21 protein-coding genes are annotated in these 18,103 nt (G+C 70.1%); 9 read left to right on the top strand and 12 right to left on the bottom strand.

The window, feature by feature from the left end; translation table 11 throughout:
- Window positions 1–2: 2 nt before the first annotated feature.
- Window positions 3–488, top strand: coding sequence for a hypothetical protein (locus ACZ6R6_RS24660; RefSeq protein ID WP_470096981.1), 486 nt, complete (start codon window positions 3–5; stop codon window positions 486–488).
- Window positions 489–754: 266 nt separating this feature from the next.
- Here ACZ6R6_RS24660 and ACZ6R6_RS24655 read toward each other — a convergent pair whose 3' ends face one another.
- Window positions 755–1,465 carry a VOC family protein gene (locus tag ACZ6R6_RS24655; protein WP_470096979.1) on the bottom strand — a complete coding sequence of 237 codons (711 nt, stop codon included), beginning with the start codon at window positions 1,463–1,465 and terminating at the stop codon, window positions 755–757.
- A 156-nt stretch (window positions 1,466–1,621) separates the two neighbouring features.
- Here ACZ6R6_RS24655 and ACZ6R6_RS24650 point away from each other — a divergent pair, with 156 nt between their 5' ends.
- A complete protein-coding gene (locus ACZ6R6_RS24650; protein ID WP_470096977.1) occupies window positions 1,622–1,960 on the top strand; it encodes a DUF2516 family protein in 339 nt (112 codons plus the stop codon).
- 49 nt (window positions 1,961–2,009) lie between these two features.
- Window positions 2,010–2,564: a GNAT family N-acetyltransferase gene (locus ACZ6R6_RS24645; RefSeq protein WP_470096976.1), complete on the top strand. Its 555-nt coding sequence runs from the start codon at window positions 2,010–2,012 to the stop codon at window positions 2,562–2,564.
- A 211-nt stretch (window positions 2,565–2,775) separates the two neighbouring features.
- Here the strand turns inward: ACZ6R6_RS24645 and ACZ6R6_RS24640 are convergent, their stop codons facing one another.
- From ACZ6R6_RS24640 to ACZ6R6_RS24595, 10 genes are all read right to left on the bottom strand, one after another.
- A complete protein-coding gene (locus ACZ6R6_RS24640) occupies window positions 2,776–3,519 on the bottom strand; it encodes an SDR family NAD(P)-dependent oxidoreductase (RefSeq protein WP_470096975.1) in 744 nt (247 codons plus the stop codon).
- Between the two features lie 317 nt (window positions 3,520–3,836).
- Window positions 3,837–4,040, bottom strand: coding sequence for a hypothetical protein (locus ACZ6R6_RS24635; protein WP_470096973.1), 204 nt, complete (start codon window positions 4,038–4,040; stop codon window positions 3,837–3,839).
- A 35-nt stretch (window positions 4,041–4,075) separates the two neighbouring features.
- On the bottom strand, window positions 4,076–5,437 hold the full coding sequence (locus ACZ6R6_RS24630; protein WP_470096971.1) for an MFS transporter: 1,362 nt from the start codon (window positions 5,435–5,437) through the stop codon (window positions 4,076–4,078).
- Between the two features lie 146 nt (window positions 5,438–5,583).
- A complete protein-coding gene (locus tag ACZ6R6_RS24625) occupies window positions 5,584–6,177 on the bottom strand; it encodes a MarC family protein (protein WP_470096969.1) in 594 nt (197 codons plus the stop codon).
- Window positions 6,178–6,381: 204 nt separating this feature from the next.
- Window positions 6,382–8,604 (bottom strand): heavy metal translocating P-type ATPase, encoded by a 2,223-nt coding sequence (locus ACZ6R6_RS24620; RefSeq protein ID WP_470096967.1) that lies wholly within the window; start codon window positions 8,602–8,604, stop codon window positions 6,382–6,384.
- A gap of 27 nt (window positions 8,605–8,631) precedes the next feature.
- Window positions 8,632–9,627 (bottom strand): hypothetical protein, encoded by a 996-nt coding sequence (locus ACZ6R6_RS24615; protein ID WP_470096965.1) that lies wholly within the window; start codon window positions 9,625–9,627, stop codon window positions 8,632–8,634.
- Entirely contained in the window at window positions 9,624–9,833 is a 210-nt protein-coding gene (locus tag ACZ6R6_RS24610; RefSeq protein ID WP_470096963.1) for a heavy-metal-associated domain-containing protein, read from the bottom strand. The genes ACZ6R6_RS24615 and ACZ6R6_RS24610 overlap by 4 nt, the downstream gene beginning before the upstream one ends.
- 26 nt (window positions 9,834–9,859) lie before the next feature.
- Entirely contained in the window at window positions 9,860–10,129 is a 270-nt protein-coding gene (locus tag ACZ6R6_RS24605; RefSeq protein ID WP_470096961.1) for a metal-sensitive transcriptional regulator, read from the bottom strand.
- Window positions 10,122–10,640, bottom strand: coding sequence for a carboxymuconolactone decarboxylase family protein (locus ACZ6R6_RS24600; RefSeq protein WP_451933442.1), 519 nt, complete (start codon window positions 10,638–10,640; stop codon window positions 10,122–10,124). Before ACZ6R6_RS24600 ends, ACZ6R6_RS24605 begins: the two co-directional genes overlap by 8 nt.
- A 365-nt stretch (window positions 10,641–11,005) precedes the next feature.
- Entirely contained in the window at window positions 11,006–11,215 is a 210-nt protein-coding gene (locus tag ACZ6R6_RS24595; RefSeq protein ID WP_470096959.1) for a heavy-metal-associated domain-containing protein, read from the bottom strand.
- Between the two features lie 125 nt (window positions 11,216–11,340).
- Here ACZ6R6_RS24595 and ACZ6R6_RS24590 point away from each other — a divergent pair, with 125 nt between their 5' ends.
- The 6 genes from ACZ6R6_RS24590 (at window position 11,341) to ACZ6R6_RS24565 (ending at window position 17,223) form a co-directional block, all read left to right on the top strand.
- Window positions 11,341–12,498 (top strand): NAD(P)/FAD-dependent oxidoreductase, encoded by a 1,158-nt coding sequence (locus ACZ6R6_RS24590; RefSeq protein ID WP_470096957.1) that lies wholly within the window; start codon window positions 11,341–11,343, stop codon window positions 12,496–12,498.
- A 33-nt stretch (window positions 12,499–12,531) separates the two neighbouring features.
- Window positions 12,532–12,960 carry a BlaI/MecI/CopY family transcriptional regulator gene (locus tag ACZ6R6_RS24585; protein WP_470096955.1) on the top strand — a complete coding sequence of 143 codons (429 nt, stop codon included), beginning with the start codon at window positions 12,532–12,534 and terminating at the stop codon, window positions 12,958–12,960.
- A gap of 10 nt (window positions 12,961–12,970) precedes the next feature.
- A complete protein-coding gene (locus ACZ6R6_RS24580; protein WP_470096953.1) occupies window positions 12,971–13,660 on the top strand; it encodes a multicopper oxidase domain-containing protein in 690 nt (229 codons plus the stop codon).
- A 14-nt stretch (window positions 13,661–13,674) separates the two neighbouring features.
- A complete protein-coding gene (locus ACZ6R6_RS24575; protein WP_470096951.1) occupies window positions 13,675–14,619 on the top strand; it encodes a LysR family transcriptional regulator in 945 nt (314 codons plus the stop codon).
- Window positions 14,620–14,819: 200 nt separating this feature from the next.
- A complete protein-coding gene (locus ACZ6R6_RS24570; protein ID WP_470096949.1) occupies window positions 14,820–15,824 on the top strand; it encodes a LacI family DNA-binding transcriptional regulator in 1,005 nt (334 codons plus the stop codon).
- Window positions 15,811–17,223 (top strand): serine/threonine-protein kinase, encoded by a 1,413-nt coding sequence (locus tag ACZ6R6_RS24565; protein ID WP_470096947.1) that lies wholly within the window; start codon window positions 15,811–15,813, stop codon window positions 17,221–17,223. The genes ACZ6R6_RS24570 and ACZ6R6_RS24565 overlap by 14 nt, the downstream gene beginning before the upstream one ends.
- A 27-nt stretch (window positions 17,224–17,250) precedes the next feature.
- Here the strand turns inward: ACZ6R6_RS24565 and ACZ6R6_RS24560 are convergent, their stop codons facing one another.
- Window positions 17,251–18,102, bottom strand: a complete 852-nt coding sequence (locus tag ACZ6R6_RS24560) for a sugar ABC transporter permease (protein ID WP_470096945.1) — start codon at window positions 18,100–18,102, stop codon at window positions 17,251–17,253.
- Window position 18,103 lies beyond the last annotated feature (1 nt).

Raw genomic sequence — 18,103 nt, 5'->3', positions numbered from 1 at the left:
CCATGACTCTCGCCACCGAAGTCAAGAAGCTCGCCGAGTCCAAGCCGTTCTACGCCGTCGCCGGCGCCGGCGACTTCGCCGTCGAGAAGCTCCGCGAGCTCCCGGAGCAGATCCAGAAGCTGCAGAGCCGCCGCGAGGAGATCCGCGAGGCCGCCAGGGACCTCCCCGAGAAGGCCAGGCTGTTCGCCGGCAAGGCCGAGGTCTACGCCAAGGACTTCGGTGACAAGGCCGAGGTCTACGCCAAGGACTTCCCGGAGAAGGCCCGCACCTACGCCGACCAGTTCACCGGCAAGGCCGTCGAGATCTACGAGGAGTTCGCCAGCCGCGGCCGCAAGGTCGTCTCCAAGGCGAGCGGCGAGGCGGCCCTGGAGCTGGAGGAGGTCTCCGAGGCAGCCGAGCCCGCGATCGCCACCCAGGCCACCAGGAAGAACAGTCGCACCACGAAGACCACCTCCACCTCGAAGACCACCTCCACCCCGAAGGCCTGAGCTTCCTCGCCCCGGAGCCCGAGGCTCCGTCTCGAAGGCCCGAGACTCCGTGCGCCGGCCCCTCACCACGAGGGACCGGCGCACACTCGCGTTCCGGCAGCCGCCCGCGCTCCGGCGCTCCCGGCGGGCCGCCTCCCACGCCACCACCGACACCGGCCGGTCCCCGCGCATCCACGCTCCGGCACACCCCCGTTCCCGGCGGGCCGCCCCGCGCGGCCGCCGGCACCGGCCCGCCGCCCTGCGGCGCGGCGTGGCGTGGCGTGGCGTCAGTCCCGGCCCTGCCAGGTGGTCACGCACGCCTCGTTGCCCTCGGCGTCCGCCAGCACCCAGAAGGAGGGCGCCGCGGCGTCGGACAGCAGCACCCCGCCCGCGGCCAGCGCGGCCTCGATGCGGTGGGGCGCCTCGTCGTGCGGCACCGAGACGTCGAAATGGATCCGGTTGCGCTGCGGCCGCGGCGCGTCCATCTGCTGGAACCAGATCGCCGGTCCCTGGCCGACGGGGTCGACGAGCGGATCCTCCTCGCCCGACGCGCCGGCCTCGTCGCCGTAGCCCATCACCGCCTTCCAGAACGGGCGGACCGCGGCGATGTCGAGGGCGTCGATCGCGATCTCGAGGAGTTGGACCGACCGCGCCCCCTGGCCGCCGACCTCGGCGTCGGTGCGCAGCCCGAGCTCGCCGACGGCCCCGGAGATGCGGCGGGCGAGCTCGATCTCCAGCGGTGTCACGTGGGCGGCGGCCAGCGACTGCAGCGTGAGGACCACCCGGTCCCGGCGGACGTCCATCCACAGGCTCCCGTCGCCGTCGTCACCGGCGGCGGCCACCGCGCGCGCGGCGACGTCGGCCGCCTGCGCCAGCGACGCCACCGGCACCGACGCGCGCACGGCGCCCAGGACGTAGCGCCACCCCAGCCCGTTGACGGCGTCGGAGATCTCCTGCCGGCTGAGCCTCCTGCCGACATCCGCAACATTCTCTGTCATTCCGACATGATCGCAGCGATCCGTGGCGGAGGCCGGGATACGAAGATCGGAGCCCGGAGCCCGGAGCCGCGAGGGCATACGGCTCGGAGGCGACGCGGAGGGGGATTTCGGCGTTAGGCTGACAAGCACCAGTGAGGCGAGCGTTTTGGAGAGACGATGTTTCAGATCCACGGTGTTCTGGACCTGATCTTCTGGATCCTGGCCATCGCCGCCTTCATCATGTCGGCCTGGGCGCTCGTGCACGCCCTGCGGACCCCGGCGCGGGCGTTCGCGGTCACCGGCAAGCAGAGCAAGAAGCTCTGGCTGGTCATCCTGGGGCTGGCCGGGCTGTTCTCATTCGCCTCGGCCGTGGGTTACTTCGGGATCGGTCTCGGCCAGCTCAACCTCTTCTCCATCGCCTCCGTCATCGCCGCCGGGATCTACCTGGCGGACGTGAAGCCGGCCGTCAGCGAGATCGGCAAGGGCGGCAACCAGGGCCCCTACGGCCCCTGGTGAGGAAACCCGCTTGCCCGGCCGGAGCCGGGGCGGATAGACACTGCGGGTGATGTTCGCCAGCAAGCCCACCCTGTCCGGGGAACGAGTGACGCTCCGCCCCGTCGGCCCCGAGCACGTCGACGGTCTCTGGGAGCTCGTCAACGATCCGGAGACCACCCGCCTGACCGGGTCGCACGGGAAGATCGACTACGCGGCCACCAAGATCTGGTACGACTCGCGCGCCGCCCATGACGACCGGCTGGACCTGGCGATCTGCGCCGCCGAGGACGGCGCCTACGTCGGCGAGATCGTGCTCAACGAGCTCGACACGCACAATCTCTCCTGCAACCTGCGCATCGCCCTGGTCGGCCCCCGCGCGTTCGGCAGGGGCTACGGCACCGAGGCGATCCGGCTGGTGCTCGACCACGTCTTCGCCACCACCGAGCTCCACCGGGTCAGCCTGGAGGTCTTCGACTTCAACGATCGGGCCGTCCACGTGTACCGCAAGGCGGGCTTCGTCGAGGAGGGCGTGCGCCGCGACGCCCTGCGCTGGGACGGCGGATGGCACCATTCGATCATGATGTCGGTGCTCGCCCCTGACTGGGCCGTTGTCCGGTCCGGTTGAGGGTCTCCACTGATCGCGATGGAGAGCCGGGGTTGAGAGGCCGGGCCGGACCGATGGTCCCGGACTGCCCGGCCCCACCTTTCGATCTCGGTGAGGCGGGACGACGACACGCTCGCTACCGGGCACACGACCTACGTGGCCGTCTCGGCGGCCGGCGCGGCGCCACTCCCGGAACCGCTCCGTGCGGCGCTGCGCGGGGCCCGACCGGCGGTCAGATCATCAGGCCACCGGAGACACGCAGGTTCTGACCCGTGATCCATTGCGAGTCGGGTCCGGCCAGGAAGGCGACGACGTTGGCGATGTCCTCCGGGCGTCCCAGCCGTTGCAGTGGCGTCAGGGCCACAACGTGCTCGATGGCCTGCTCCAGGTTCTCCCCGGCTGCGGCGCGCATCATGTCTGTGTCGGTGGCACCAGGGGACACGCTGTTGACCGTGATGCCCCGGGGACCGAACTCACGGGCGGCGACCGCGGTGATCGACTCCAGTGCCGCCTTGCTGGCGAAGTACAAGGCCAGACCCGGCACCGCACCGGCGGAGGAGATGTTGACGATCCGCCCACCCTCGCCGAGCCTTTCGGCAGCGGCTTGGATGACGAAGAACGGCCCCTTGGCGTTGACGGCCATCACCTCGTCGAAGTCGCTCTCGGTGGCGTCGCAGATGTTCCCCATCGGATTGATCGCCGCGTTGTTGACCACCACATCCAGACCGGTCAGGCTCCGGTCGACCTCACCGAAGAGGTGCTTCAGGTCCTCCAAGCGCCCCTGGTCCGCCCGTACCGCGATCGCCTGCCCGCCAAAGGCCGCCACTTCGGCCACCACGTCCTCAGCCGCCGCCTGGTCGCGGTTGAAGCTGAACATCACTGCCGCGCCCTCACGGGCCAGCCTCACCACGATCGCTCGCCCGATCCCCCGCGACCCGCCGGTCACCAGTGCGGTCTTCTTCTCCAACGTTCCCATGTCAACTCCTGGCCATCGGCCGCTCCCCTGACGGGAGCGGCTCACAGCAGAGTCGTAACAACCGTGTCAGTCTTGACGTCCACGCCGAAGAAAATCCGGGAAAGGGGCAGCGGCACCGGGCCCTGCCGCATTCACCTCCGCGCGACGGAGGACGGCGTCAGGCGACACCGCGCCCGAGGGCGTCGTAAACCATGTTGATCTTGATTCGTGCCCTGCGCCGTTGATGTGGGCGGAGCCGCTCGGCGCTCTCCATGAGCCGCTCGTGCCGGGCGGGGTGGTCGGGGCGGTCGGCGCGCGGAACGGAGTGATCAGAGTGATCAGAATTGGACGTTGGTCATCATGTACCACATCGGAGCGAACACCAACAGGGCCAGTGCGCCGAGGACCGCGCACGACTGGAGCGCGCGTGCGGTGGTGGTGATCGTGGGTGCGATGGGCCTCAGCCTCCACCGGCCGACCGCGATGAACGCCGCGACGCCTCCCAGCAGGAGATTGGCCGGCACCAGTCCGTATCTCGCCATAATACCTCCCCGGGGTATCTGAGAGCGGGTTCTTCTCACGCAAGGGCTGCCGGCTGCTGCGCCTCCTGCGCGACGGCCTTGGGCCGCCTCATGAACGCCACCGTGGCGACCGCGCCGATCGCCGCGACCACTGCCGCGCCGACGAAGGCCGCGTTGGTGGAGCCCTGGCCGGTGGCGATGGCCGTCATCACGGCCAGGCCGAGCGCGGAGCCCACGTTGTACGTGGTGTTCACGATGCCGGAGGCCAGGCCCGCCTCTTCCGGCCGCACGCCGGACATGGCTGACATCATCGCGGGGATGTAGGCCAGCGACATGCCCACCGCCGCGATCAAGCTCGCGGGCAGCACATCGGTGACGAACGAGCCGTCCGCACTGACCAGGCTCAGACCGGCGATCCCGACAGCGAGGACGCCCAGGCCCAGCACGATGAGCGGCTTCGCGCCGAAGCGACCGAGCAACCTGGCGGTGATGCCGACCATGAAGATCATAACGGCGACGGTCATGGGCAGTAGCGCCGCGCCGCTCGCGAAGGAGCCGTAGCCGAGGGTCTTCTGCAGGTAGAGGTTGAGGAAATACCACATCGGGATCCACGCGGCGCCCAGGAGCGCCATGGCCAGGTTGGCAGCGGTCAGGCCAGGGGTCTTCCAGATGGCGAGCGGCATGAGGGGTTCGCGGACCGAACGCTGGATGATCAGGAAGGCGACCAGGAGAACGGCAGCGCCGGCTCCGGCGAGCCAGTCGGCGGTGACGATCGCGTAGACGGCGAGGGCGATGCCCGCGGTCACCGCGATTGCGCCGAGCCAGTCGACCGACCCGCGCTTGCCCTCGGTCCTGGGCAGCAGCGCAGGAATAGCGGCCAGCGTGGCCAGGCCGATCGGGATGTAGATGATGAACACCCAGGGCCAGCTCAGGTACTCGGTGATCACTCCGCCGAGGAACACGCCTGCCGTACCGCCCGCGGGTGCGGCGGCGCCGTACAGGGACATGGCCTTGCCCAGCTCACGCGGGCTGTGCCCGAACAACATCATCAACAGCGTCATCGCGGCGGGGGCGATGAGGGCTCCGCCGACGCCCTGGACGGCGCGCCCCAGGATCTCCACCCACGCGGTGCCTGCCGCTGCGGCGATGACCGAGCCGGCGGTCAGGACGGCCCAGCCGGCGGTGAAGATCTTGCGGGCGCCGACCAGGTCGGAGAGCTTGCCACCCAGGAGCAGCAGGCCGCCGAAGGCGACGACGTAGGCGTTGAACACCCACTGCAGGCTGCTGTCGGTGAAGCCCAGCTCGCGCTGCATATCCGGCAGGGCCACTCCGATGATGGACGTATCCATGATCACCATGAACTGTGCGGCGGCAAGCACGACGAGCGCCCACCACCGACGCGGATTGACGGTAGACACGACGTTCTCCTTTCGTTTGATACCTGGGAGGGGTATCTGAGGCGCAAGGAACGTAACATACCCCCCAGGGGTAAGACAAGGCGGCGATGGCGGGCCGGTTCAGGCCGGAGGCCCCGTGGCCTCCGGCGTTGGGCCGCTGTATCGCCTCAGATCCAGTGCAGGACCGCCCCGGCGACGAGCTCCACGGCTATGGCCGCGGCCAGAAGCCCCATGATCCGGGTGACCAGGTTGAGCCCGTTGTCCTTGAGCAGCCGCCCGATGAAGGGCGAGAAGTGCAGAGTCAGCCAGGTCAGCAGCAGTGCCGCCGCGAGGGCGAGGGCCACCGCCACCACGGCGGGGGCGCTTGCGGCCTTCTCCACGTAGAGCATGGTCGCCGCGATGGCGCCGGGTCCGGCCAGCAGGGGCGTGCCGAGCGGGACGAACGCCACGCCACCGCTCTCGGCCGCGGCGCGGTTGCGTGCGCGGTCCGCCTTGAGCAGGTCGAGTGCGATCAGGGCGAGCAGGGCGCCGCCGGCCACCTGGAGCGCCTGGAGCGAGATTCCGAGTGCGTCGAGGAGGCTCTTCCCGGCGACGGCGAAGACGGTCACGATTCCGGCGGCCACGAGCACCGAGACCCGAGCTGTTCTGCGCTGTCCGGATGGGCTCTGGTGCCGGGTGAGAGTGAGGAACACCGGGATGGCGGCAAGTGGGTCGAAGATGACGAGCAGGGTGACGAAGGCCTGCGTGAACAGGGCCGACATGATGGGCCTCCACGGGTGGGTCTGATGTGCCCCGCCCCTGGAGTCATCAGAGGGGCGGGATGGACTCGGCAGCCGTGGAGAAGCAGGGGATCGTCCAGCGCAGCCACACCGCGACCATGTCCGTCCCTCCTTTCGAGCAATCCGGTGTCCGGTGGCCCGGGATTCCCGGGCCACCGGCGTCTTGTTACTTGAAGCTGCGCAGGCTTACTTGAAGCTGCGCAGGCGCAGGCTGTTGGTGACCACGAAGACGCTGGAGAAGGCCATCGCCGCTCCCGCGATCATCGGGTTGAGCAGGCCCAGCGCCGCGAGCGGCAGGGCGGCCACGTTGTAGGCGAAGGCCCAGAACAGGTTGCCCTTGATGGTGCCCAGCGTCCGGCGGGAGAGCCGGATCGCGTCAGCGGCCACTCGAAGGTCGCCGCGGACCAGGGTGAGGTCCGAGGCCTCGATCGCCGCGTCCGTTCCGGTGCCCATCGCCAGGCCGAGGTCGGCCTGGGCGAGCGCGGCGGCATCGTTGACGCCGTCACCCACCATCGCCACTGTCTTACCCTCGGCCTGGAGCTTCTTGACGACGTCCACCTTGTCCTTGGGCAGGACCTCGGCGATCACCTCGTCGATGCCGACCTCGGCCGCGACGGTCTTGGCGACCGCCTCGTTGTCGCCGGTGAGCAGCACCGGGGTGAGGCCGAGCGCCCGCAGTTGCCGGATGGCCTCCTTGCTGGTCGGCTTCACCACGTCGGCTACCACGAGGATGGCCCGGGCCTTGCCGTCCCAGCCGACGGCGACCGCCGTACGGCCGGCCGCCTGCGCCTCCTGGAAGGCGCGCTCCAGCTCGACGGACAGGTGCTGCGACCACTCGGCCAGCAGCTTGGGCCGGCCGACCAGGACGGCGTGGCCGTCCACGATGCCCTGGACGCCGAGACCCTCGACGTTGGCGAAGTCCTCCACCGTGGCGGTGGACTGCGCGGCGCGGGCGATCGCCTGGGCGATCGGGTGCTCGGAGGCGTGCTCCAGGGCTCCGGCGAGCTTGAGGACCTCGTCGCGGTCCTCGCCCTCGGCCAGGTGCACGTCGGTGAGGGTCATCTTGCCCTCGGTCACGGTGCCGGTCTTGTCGAGGACGATCGTGTCGATCTTGCGGGTGGACTCCAGCACTTCCGGGCCCTTGATCAGGATGCCCATCTGAGCACCCCGGCCGGTGCCGACCAGCAGCGCCGTCGGCGTCGCCAGGCCGAGCGCGCAGGGGCAGGCGATGATCAGTACGGCCACCGCGGCCGTGAAGGCGGCCGCCGCGCCGGACCCGGTGCCGAGCCAGAAGCCGAGGGTGCCGAGCGCCAGAGCGATCACGATCGGGACGAAGATGCCCGAGATGCGGTCGGCCAGCCGCTGGACCTGGGCCTTGCCGGTCTGGGCCTCCTCCACCAGCTTGGCCATCTGGGCCAGCTGGGTGTCGGAGCCGACGCGAGTGGCCTTGACGATCAGCCTTCCGCCCGCGTTGACGGTGGCGCCGGTGACGGGGTCGCCCTGCCGTACCTCCACCGGGACCGACTCGCCGGTCAGCATGGAGGCGTCGATGGCGGAGGTGCCCTCTTCGATCACGCCGTCGGTGGCGATCTTCTCGCCCGGGCGGACCAGGAAGAGATCGCCGACGCTGAGCTGGTCGGTGGGGATCCGCCGGCCGTCGACGAGTTCGACCTCCTTGGCGCCCAGTTCGAGCAGGGCGCGCAACGCTGCTCCTGCGCGGCGCTTGGATCGCGCCTCGAAGTAGCGTCCGGCCAAGATGAACGCGGTCACACCTGCGGCGGCCTCGAGATAGATGTTGCCGGAGCCGTCACTGCGGGCAATCGTGAACTCGAACGGGTGCGTCATACCCGGTACGCCTGCCGTACCGAAGAACAGAGCCCACAACGACCAGCCGAGCGCGGCCAGCGTGCCCAGGGACACCAGAGTGTCCATGGTCGCCGCGCCATGCCGCAGGTTGGTCCAGGCGGCCCTGTGGAAGGGCCAGCCCGCATAGACCACCACCGGAGCGGCCAGCGTCAACGACAACCACTGCCAGTAGGTGAACTGCAGCGGGGGGATCATCGCCATCGCGATCACCGGAACGCTCAGCACCAGGCTCGTGATCAGGCGGTTGCGCAGCGGACGGAGCTCGTCCTCCGGCTCCTGGACCTCCTGGCCCGACTCCGCCTTCGGCGGGGCGGGGAGAGCCGCGGTGTAGCCGGCCGACTCCACTGTGGCGATCAACTGCTGCGGGTCGACGCCCTCGGGAAAGGTCACCTTCGCCTTCTCGGTGGCGTAGTTGACCGTCGCGGTGACGCCGTCCAGCTTGTTCAGCTTGCGCTCGATCCGGTTGGCGCAGGACGCGCAGGTCATGCCACCAATGGATAGCTCGATGGCGCCTTGGCGCTGGTCATCGGTAAGCGGAGACATCACCGCTCCTTTCTGTGCGTCCTGCGATCAGTGCTTGTGGTCGTCGCCGTGCCCGGTGGAGCTGGGCGTGGGCTCCGCGCTCGGCTTCACGGTGGAGTCCTGTCCGGCGCCGAGGGTGAAGTCGGCGGTCCGGACCTTGCCCTCATGCTGGAAATCGAGGAAGAGCCGGTAGTCGCCGCGGCTGGGCACTTCGGCGTAGAAGACGATCTCCGGGCCGGGCTGGGTCTTGCCGTCACCGGGCTCGCCGTCGGGGTGTACGTGGAGGTAGGCCAGGTCGCTGCCGCGCAGGGCCACCAGGTGCCCGTAGGCGCCGAGGTAGGGCTGCAGGTCGGTGACCGGCTTGCCGTCCTTGCTGACCTTGAGGGTGAGCCTGCTCTGCCGGCCGGGGAGCAGCTCGCCGTCGAGGGTGACAGTGTAGCCGTCGACCTCGGACGTACGGCTGGCCGCGGGCAGCGCCTTGGGCGTGTAGTCGCCTGCGACGAGCAGGTCGCCGCCGAGCGTCAGGGCCTGACCGCCGGTCGGCGCGAAGTCGGCGAAGGCCCGGTAGGCCCCCGCCTCGGGCAGCGTCAGCTTGACCGACCAGACGCCGCCGCCGGCCTCGACCGGGTGGAGATGCTGAAAGGTGCCCAGGTCACGCGAGACGACGATGAAGTGGAGCTTCTTGTCGTGCTGGACCTGGTATTCGGTGACCGCCCTGCCGTCAGGGCCGGTCACGGTGAACTGGAAGTCTGTCGGCTCGCCCGGCTTGATCGCCGCGGTGAGCGGGGTGAGGGTATAGCCGTTCTCGGACACTTGGAGCCCCCCAGGGGTATTGTTCTCGGCCTGTTGCGCAGGAGCGGCGTGCTCTCCGTGGCCTGCGGTGACTTGTGGAGCCGGAGTTGCCGCGGCGTGGTTGCCGCTGTCATGGCTCGGCGCCGCCGGCTCCCCGCCCAGCGGTCCGATGACGTTGCCGAGCCCGAGCGCTCCGCCGAAGATCACGGCGAGGCCTGCCACGTAGACGCCGAGCTTCACCGCGGTGTTCATGGGTTCACCACTTCGTATCCGGCCGCTTCGACCGCGGCGCTGATCCGCGCCGCGTCGACCGGGCTCTCACTCGTCACGGTCAGCAGCCCGGTGGCCAGGTCGACTTCGACCTCGGCCACGCCGGCGACCTCGCCGACCTCCTCCTTGACGGAGCTGACGCAGTGTCCGCAGGTCATGCCCTTAACGGTGTAGGTGGCGGTGGCCATGACAATCACCTCTCGTCTTGTGACTCTTATGAACGGACCAGGCGCGCGATCGCGTCGGCCGCTTCCTTGATCTTGATGTCCGCCTCGGCGCCGCCCTTCCGCGTCGCCTCCGCGACGCAGTGGGCCATGTGCTCCTCCAGGAGGGCCAGGGAAAAGGACTGCAGGGCGCTGGTGGCCGCCGAGACCTGGGTCAGGACGTCGATGCAGTACTTGTCTTCGTCGACCATCCGTTGCAGGCCCCGCACCTGCCCCTCCACCCGGCGCAGCCGCCGCAGGTGAGCCGCTCCGTCATTCATCGGGCTCGAGTCCGATCAGCAGGTTGAAGGCGCCGGTCAACAGGTTCAGCGACACCAGGCCGACGATCTCCGCGATCACCCGGTCGCTCCAGCCATGGGCTCGCAGCTCGGCCACGTCCTCGTCAGAGAGGGACGAAGGCTCGGCCAGCACCCGCACGGCCACGGCGATCAAGGCGGCCTCACGCGCGTCGGTCGAGGTGCCCTGACGAGCCAGCTCGATGTCCCCTTCGCTGAGCCCCGCTGCCCGCGCCGCCTTGGTGTGCGCCGACAAGCACATCGCGCAACCGATCCACTCCTGCACCGCGAGCGAGATCTTCTCGCTCAGCGGGCGGGGGATCTTCACCCGCTTGATCGCGCGGGAGAAGTCCAGGTAGCCCTGGAGCAGTGCGGGCGAGTGGGCCATCGTGGCCACCATGTCGCCCACCCCGCCGCGCCTGGCGACGATGTCACCCAGGATCTCGCGGGACTTGTCGGGGGCTTCCGACGGATCAAGTGCTTGAAGGCGTCTCATCGTGTCCTCCTCGTCTGCCGCCAACAATATACCCCTGAGGGGTATTCCGGAACCCCCTATGGGTATATCTGACTTGAACATGAGTGTTCGGTTCATTGGGTGCACGAAGAGCCGAGGCTGGGGCCGTACCGGTCCTGCCGTGCCTGGCGCAGTTCACGTTGATCATCGACATCGCCGTGGCACAGGTCGCACCACCTGCGATCGGCAGCGGACCAGGGCTCGATCGAGGAGCCCTCACACGGGTCGCCACTGCCCGCACACTGCGCTTCGGCGGACTCGTGGCGCTGAGCGGCAGGCCGGCCGCCGCCTCCGTCATCGGTAGCCGGGCGTCGGGCCCGAGACACGCCGCGCCCGACGCCGGCCGATCAGACCAGAACTACCTCGTACCCCGTCTCCTCGATGGTGTCCATGATGACGGCGTTGTCGATGGGGTTCTCCGTGGTCACGGTGACGTGACCGGTGGCGAGCTCGACGTCCACGCCGCTGACACCCGCGACCGTACTGATCTGGTTCTTCACCTTGGTGGCGCAGCCGTTGCACGTCATGCCCGTGACCTTGTAGGTGGCGGTGCTCATTTCGTCCTCCTTGCGAGGATACCCCCCATAGGTATCGCCCTGTGCACCATATGCCGATCTCCCTCCCGTGTACATGTGATCCACATCACGCCCATCCACATACCCCCGTAGGGTACTTTCACTCCATGAACCGAATCACTGTGGTTGGTGCGTCGCTGGCTGGGCTGCGGGCGGTACAGGCCCTTCGACGAGAAGAATTCGACGGCGAGGTCACGCTGATCGGCGCGGAGACCCATCTGCCTTACAACCGCCCTCCGCTGTCCAAGAGCGTCCTGCGGGGTGACGACGACGTCACGCTGCCAGGAGCCGAGGAACTCGGCGACCACTGGCTGCGAGGGCGCCGGGCTGCCGCCCTCAACGCAGCCGACAAGATCGTCACGCTCGACGACGGCTCGGAGATCGGCTACGACGGGCTTGTCATCGCAACCGGCGCACGGGCGAGGCGACTGGCTGAGCATCCTGCGGGCGTGCACACCCTGCGTACCATCGAGGACTCCCTGGCCCTCCGTGCCGAGCTGGAGGGAGGACCGCGGCGGGTCGTTGTGATCGGCGGCGGCTTCATCGGCGGTGAGGTGGCCTCCACTGCCCGGTCACTCGGCCACCAGGTGACTCTGATCGACAGTGCTCCCCATCCCATGCTCGCCACCGTGGGATCCGACACCGCGCTCTGGCTTGCCGTTCATCACCGTCGCAACGGTGTGGAACTGGTGTCCGGGGTCCGGGCGATCGGCTTCGAAGGTGAGACGCGGGTGGAAGGAGTACGGCTGAGCGACGGCGTGACCGTCCCCGCCGATCTCGTGATCGCCGGCATGGGCGTCGTGCCCAACACCGAATGGCTCACGGGCAGCGGCTTGACCGTCGAGGACGGCGTGGTCTGCGAGCCGACCTTGTACGCCAAGGGAAGCACCGACGTCGTGGCAGCCGGGGACGTGGCCCGTTGGCCGCACGGCCTGTATGGCGACTCGCTGGTCCGGGTCGAGCATTGGGCGACGGCCAACGACCAGGGCGCGGTGGCCGCTCTCAACCTGCTGGCCGGACCGGAGAACGCGAAGCCGTACGCGGACCTGCCCTCGTACGCCACACACGTGCACGGAGCCCGGATCCAGACGGCGGGTCTCCCGCACCTGGCCGACGAGGCCAGGGTGCTCGCGGGCTCGGTGGAGGAGGACAGCTTCGCGGTCGGTTTCGCTCGGAATGGTCGCCTGATGGGCGCGGTGGCCGTCAACGCCCCCAAAGAGCTGATCCGCCTCAAGCGCCGGGTTGTCGCCGGTGAAGCTCTCTAGCTCCGCATCTACGATCCTCGTCAGCGTTGACGGATGCGCCGCCTGGGTGAACTCGAGTCCGCGATCACGGAACGCATGTGGTCGTACAACCGTCCGGCCTCGGTGCGCGACGTGGTCGAGGACCTCCGCATCGACCGGGAGACCGCCTGCACGACGGTGACGACCGCGACAGACAAGCTCCACACCAAGGGCCTCCTGAAGCGCCGGTCCGCCGGCAAGGCGTACATCTACGAGACGGCGTCGTCGAAGGAGGCCCACACCGCAGAGCTGATGCGGGACTCGCCGGCCGGCAGTGGCAACCGGGCGGCGACGCTGATCCACTTCCTGGAGCGGCTGGACGCCGAGGAGGCGGGAGCCCTGGAAACGGTACGGCGGCGGGCGGTGTGGCCTGTGCCACACGGCAGGCGCCGGTCACGCCGTCCCGCCTCGCCGATTGCGTCAGAGGCAAAGACTCCTTACTGACGTTTCACTGGTGGTCATCCACCGGCCGCGCCTGACCAGGGCCGTCAGGGTGTCGGGCGTGACCTTCGCCGCCGTGGCGCTGGTAGCGGGGGGCCTGGGATACGGCTCGCTCACCAGCCGCTGGCCGGAACGCCACAAGATGACGGGCACCGGCTCGGCACACGGGCACAGCGACCGGCGGCCTCCCTCCGTCGCTCTCACCACCCTGACCGGACCCCGCACCGGTACTCCCGACCGCAGCTTCACCCTCACCGCGGCCGAGACCTCGATCAGGCTCACCTCCGGCGCGCTCGTCGCCGCCTGGACGTTCAACGGTCAGGTCCCGGGCCCGGAGCTCCGCTTACGGCAGGGTGACCTGGTCCAGGTCACGCTGGTGAACAGGCTGCCGAGGGAGGGTGTCACCCTGCACTGGCACGGCGTCGACGTGCCCAACGCCGAGGACGGTGTCGCGGGCCTCACGCAGGACGCGGTCCGGCCGGGCGGCACGCACACCTACCGCTTCCACGCCGACCGGGCGGGAACCTACTGGTACCACACTCACCAGGCGTCCTCCACGGCCGTGGTGCGCGGCCTGTTCGGCGCGATCGTCGTCCAGGCGTTCAACGGGAAGCTCTACCCCGACATGCCCATGCAGATGGTCCGCGAGGGCGTCGCGACCCCCTTCGAGAGCGGCAGAGCGACGGGCAACATGCCGGAGTGAGCGAGAGAGCACACGTGAGACTGGATCTGAACCTCCTGCTCGCGCTCGACGCGCTGCTGGAGGAGGGCAGCGTCACCGGGGCGGCGGCCAGGCTCGACACCTCGGCTCCCGCGATGAGCCGCACGCTGGGGCGGATCAGGCGGCAACTGAACGACCCGATCCTCGTGCGGGCGGGCCGCAACCTGGTCCCCACGCCGCGCGCGATCGAACTGCGCGACGCCGTCCACGGTCTCGTACGGCAGGCCGCCACCCTGCTCGCCCCCACGGGCGATCCCGAGCCGGCCACCCTCACCAGGACTTTCAGCCTCCAGGCGAGCGACATGCTGCTGTCCGCCCTGGCCGCGCCGCTCGTCCACGCCGTCGGCGAGCGGGCTCCTGGCGCGGTGCTGCGCTTCCTGCCCGACACGCTGGAAGGCACGTCGGCACTGCGCGACGGGCGGGTGAACCTGGAGATCGGCGTCATCGATCACGCCGACCCCGAGACCCGGGTCGAGCGCCTGGCGACCGGCCGCGCCGTCGGCGTCGCCAGGCGGGACCATCCGCTGGTGGCCAAGGGGGCGACACTGCGCAGACTCGCCGACGCCAGGCACATCGGGGTGTCCAGGCACGGGCACCTGCACGGGCCGATCGACGACCTGCCGGCCGTGCGGGGACTGCGCCGCCGCACGGTGGTGACCGTGCCGTCGCACTCCATGGCCCTGCTCCTGGCCGGGCGGAGCGACCTGGTGTGCATCGCACCCGCACCCGACGACGACGACGTGCCCGCGGCGCTCGGCCTTGGCACCTTCGAGATTCCGCTGGAGCTGCCCGAGGTCGGGGTGGCGATGGCCTGGCACCCGCGCAACGACGCCGACGGCGGACAGCGCTGGCTGCGTGACAGGGTGCGCGAGGTCGTCACCCCGTGGGCGGGCGCGGGTGCTCGCGCCGTGGCGCCGACAGGCGGCTCACCAGTGCCGTAGCACCCGCCGGAGCCTGGTCGCCGCGGAGGCGACCACAGCGCGGGGCTTGCCCGGAAAGAATCTTGCCTCCCTGACAGCTGTCAGAGTTAACTTGACTCACATGTGGTGATTTTTTGGAAATATCTTTTGACACTTCCGAAACAATGCTACGTTCACTGGGAGCGCTCCCACCTGTGCGGCATCTTGGTGTGGAGGAAGTTATGTCTGATCTACCCACACTTGCCCAGGTCGCGGCAGAAGCAGGGGTCTCCCCTGCCACCGCCTCCCGGGTACTCACCGGTTCAGTCAGGGTCAGCACATCGACCCGCAGGCAGGTGCATGACGCGATCTCGCGTCTCGGTTACGTACGGCACCGCGCGCCCCGGGGCGGGGCCGGTCGCCGGCCCGACCAGGTCGTGGCCGTCGTGGTCTGCGAGCCCGCACACCGGCTGTTCACCGAGCCTTTCTACGCGAGGATGATCACGGCGGCGGAGGAGGTGCTCACCAGCCACGGCATCCCGCTCGCGGTGATGACGGCCACCGCCGCCACCTCCACCATCGCCACGCCCCCGCTCGTCGCCGGCGGGGTCGACGGCGTCCTGCTGATCGGCGCGCGGGACCGGCATCCGCTCGCGGTGACCCTGGCCGCCTCCGGCATCCCCGTGCGGAGCGCGGGCCGCCCGCCGGACGGCATCGACATACCGCACGTCGACATGGACAACCGCGACGGCGGCAGGCAGGCGGCCGAGCACTTCCTCCTCGGCGGCCGGCGGGCCGTCGGCGTCATCGCGGGGCCGCCCGGCCTGCCCGCGGCACGGGACCGGCTCGACGGCTTCGTGCAGACCCTCGCCCTGGCCGGGATGACCGGCGTGCCGGTGGCCTACGGCGACTTCACCCACTCCTCGGGGGTGCACGGCACGCAGTGGCTGCTGCGCCGGATGCCGCACGTCGACGCCGTGTTCGCCGCCTCCGACGTGATGGCCGCGGCGGCCGTCCAGACCCTGCGCCGCACCGGGCGCCGGGTGCCCGACGACGTGGCCGTGATCGGCTTCGACGACGCCCCCGTCGCCCGGCGGACCTCTCCCCCGCTCACCACCGTCCGCCAGCCCGTGGAGGAGTTCGCCGCGCTCGCCACCCGGCTGCTGCTGCTGTCGATGGCCTCGCCCGACGCCCCCGGGAACAATCCGATGCTCCCCACTGAGCTGGTGGTCCGTGAGTCCGCCTGAGCCCGGCGGACTCCGCGCGGGAGAGGTGCTCACCCGCCGGTACCTGCTGCTGGAGCCCATCGCGTCGGGCGGCATGAGCGTCATCTGGCGGGCCTTCGACCAGTCCCTGCAGCGGCTGGTCGCGGTCAAGGTGCTGGACGGCGAGATCGGCGCCGACCGCGGGGGCCGCGAACTCATCCGCCGCGAGGCCCGCGCCACCGCGCGGCTCATCCATCCCGACGCGATCGAGGTCTACGACTACGGGGAGACGGTGACCCCGCACGGCCGCCTCGCCGCCTACGTGGTGATGCGGCTGCTTGAGGGGCGCCCGCTGTCCGACCGGATCGCCGAGGGTCCGTTGCCGTGGGCGGAGGCGGCACTGATCGCCGCCCGGCTGGCCAACGTGCTGGCCGCCGCCCACGAGCGGGGCATCGTCCACCGGGACGTCACCGCCGAGAACGTGCTGCTGACCGCGTCCGGCGCCAAGCTGCTCGACTTCGGCATCGCGGCGTTCATCGGAGAGGACGGCGAGGACGGCACCTCCGACTACGGCACGCCCCCCTATGTCGCCCCCGAGCGGCTGACCGGCAGGACCGCCGACCCGGCGAGCGACGTCTACGCGCTCGGCGTGCTGCTGTTCGAGATGCTCACCGGCAGCACGCCGTACCCGGAGCGGACCTGGGAGGAGATCGAGAGCGTCCGGCGGGTGGGGCCGCCGCCCGCCGCCTGCGCCCCGGGGCTGCCCGCCGAGGTCGCCGCGCTCTGCGCGAGCTGCCTCTCCCCGGAGCCGGAGAACCGGCCGAAGGCTCAGGAGACGGCCACCGCCCTCACCAAGGCGCTCGCCGGGGGCCGCCGGGGCACGGGCATCCCGGTCATGCGCTGGACGGTGATGGCGGCGGGCGCGGTGCTGGTCGCGGGAGCTCTGGCGTGGAACCAGCTCACCACCGTCCTGGGCCCCGGGGCCCTGGGCACCGCGCCGGCCACCGCGACCACCACGACCCTGGGCCCCACCCCGGCCGTCCCCGCGCCCAGCACCACCCTTGCCCCCACCGCGCGCCCCGCCCCGGCCGCGACCTCCGGCCGGGGCCGGGACCTGCCCGTCCCCCGGATGTCCGAGACGGAGAACGCCCCGCGGACACCCCCGTGGGTGAAGGTGATCCGATCCTCGGTGCCGAGCCTCGGCCAGAGCGTGCGGCGCTTCAACGCGCTGCTGGCCGAGGGCGAGGACAAGGGCGGGATCCGCCCCGACGTGGCGCTGGACCTGCGACAGGTGCTGGCCAACAGCGTCTGCTGCTCCCGCGATCTCACCCCGGTCCGGGGGAAGATCGCCGACCGGCACCGGGAGGGCTCCCTGTCCGACGAGTTCCGCCAGGCGCTGGAGTCGCAGCTCCAGCTCGTGGCGGTCGCGCTGGCCGGGTGAGCGGGGCGGCCCGGCGGCTCTCGGCGGTCAGCTCTTGACCGCCCCGCTGGTCAGGCCGCCGACGATGAAACGCTGCAGGAACTGGAAGAGCACGAGCACCGGCAGCGCGCCGATCAGCGCGCCGGCGGCGAACACCCCCCAGTTCTGGCCGAGCTTGTAGGAGACGAGCTGGTACAGGCCGACCGCGAGCGTCTGCTGGTCGGGGTCGGTCAGCACCAGTCCGGCGATGACGAAGTCGTTGAGCGTCGCCACGAACGAGAACAGCGCGACGACGACGAGGATCGGCGCGACCAGCGGCAGCAGCACGCGGAAGAAGACCTGGACGTGCGAGGCCCCGTCGATCTGCGCTGACTCGTCCAGTTCCTTCGGAACCGTGTCGAAGAAGCCCTTCATCAGGTAGGTGTTCACGCCGAGCGCGCCCCCCAGGTAGACCATGACCAGGCCGAGCCTGCTGCCGAGGCCGATCGCGGGGAAGACCTCCTTGAGCTCCGACAGCAGCAGGAAGATCGCCACATAGGCGAGGAGCTGCGGGAAGAGCTGGACGAACACGAGTCCGAGCAGTCCGGCCCGGCGGCCCCTGAACCGGAAACGGGAGAAGGCGTAGGCCGCGCAGGCACCGAGGAAGACCGACCCCGCCGCCGTGGTCACGCCGACGACCATCGAATTGGCGAACCAGCTCCCGAACGGATGCAGCGGATCGGTGAAGAGGGTCCGGTAGTGCTCCGCCGTCGGGTCGGCGAACAGGTCGTTGGACCCGGTCAGCGTGCCGCTCGGGTTGACCGAGGCGGCGGCCACGAACACCAGCGGGAACAGCGCCACGACGACGGCGGCGGCTCCGACGAGGTGACGCCAGCCGTACCTGAGGAACCAGCGGCCCATC

This window comes from Streptosporangium sp. NPDC048886 (assembly GCF_055586905.1).
Note: the sequence above shows the minus strand (reverse complement) of the source record. Positions and strands in the feature narration are given on the sequence as shown.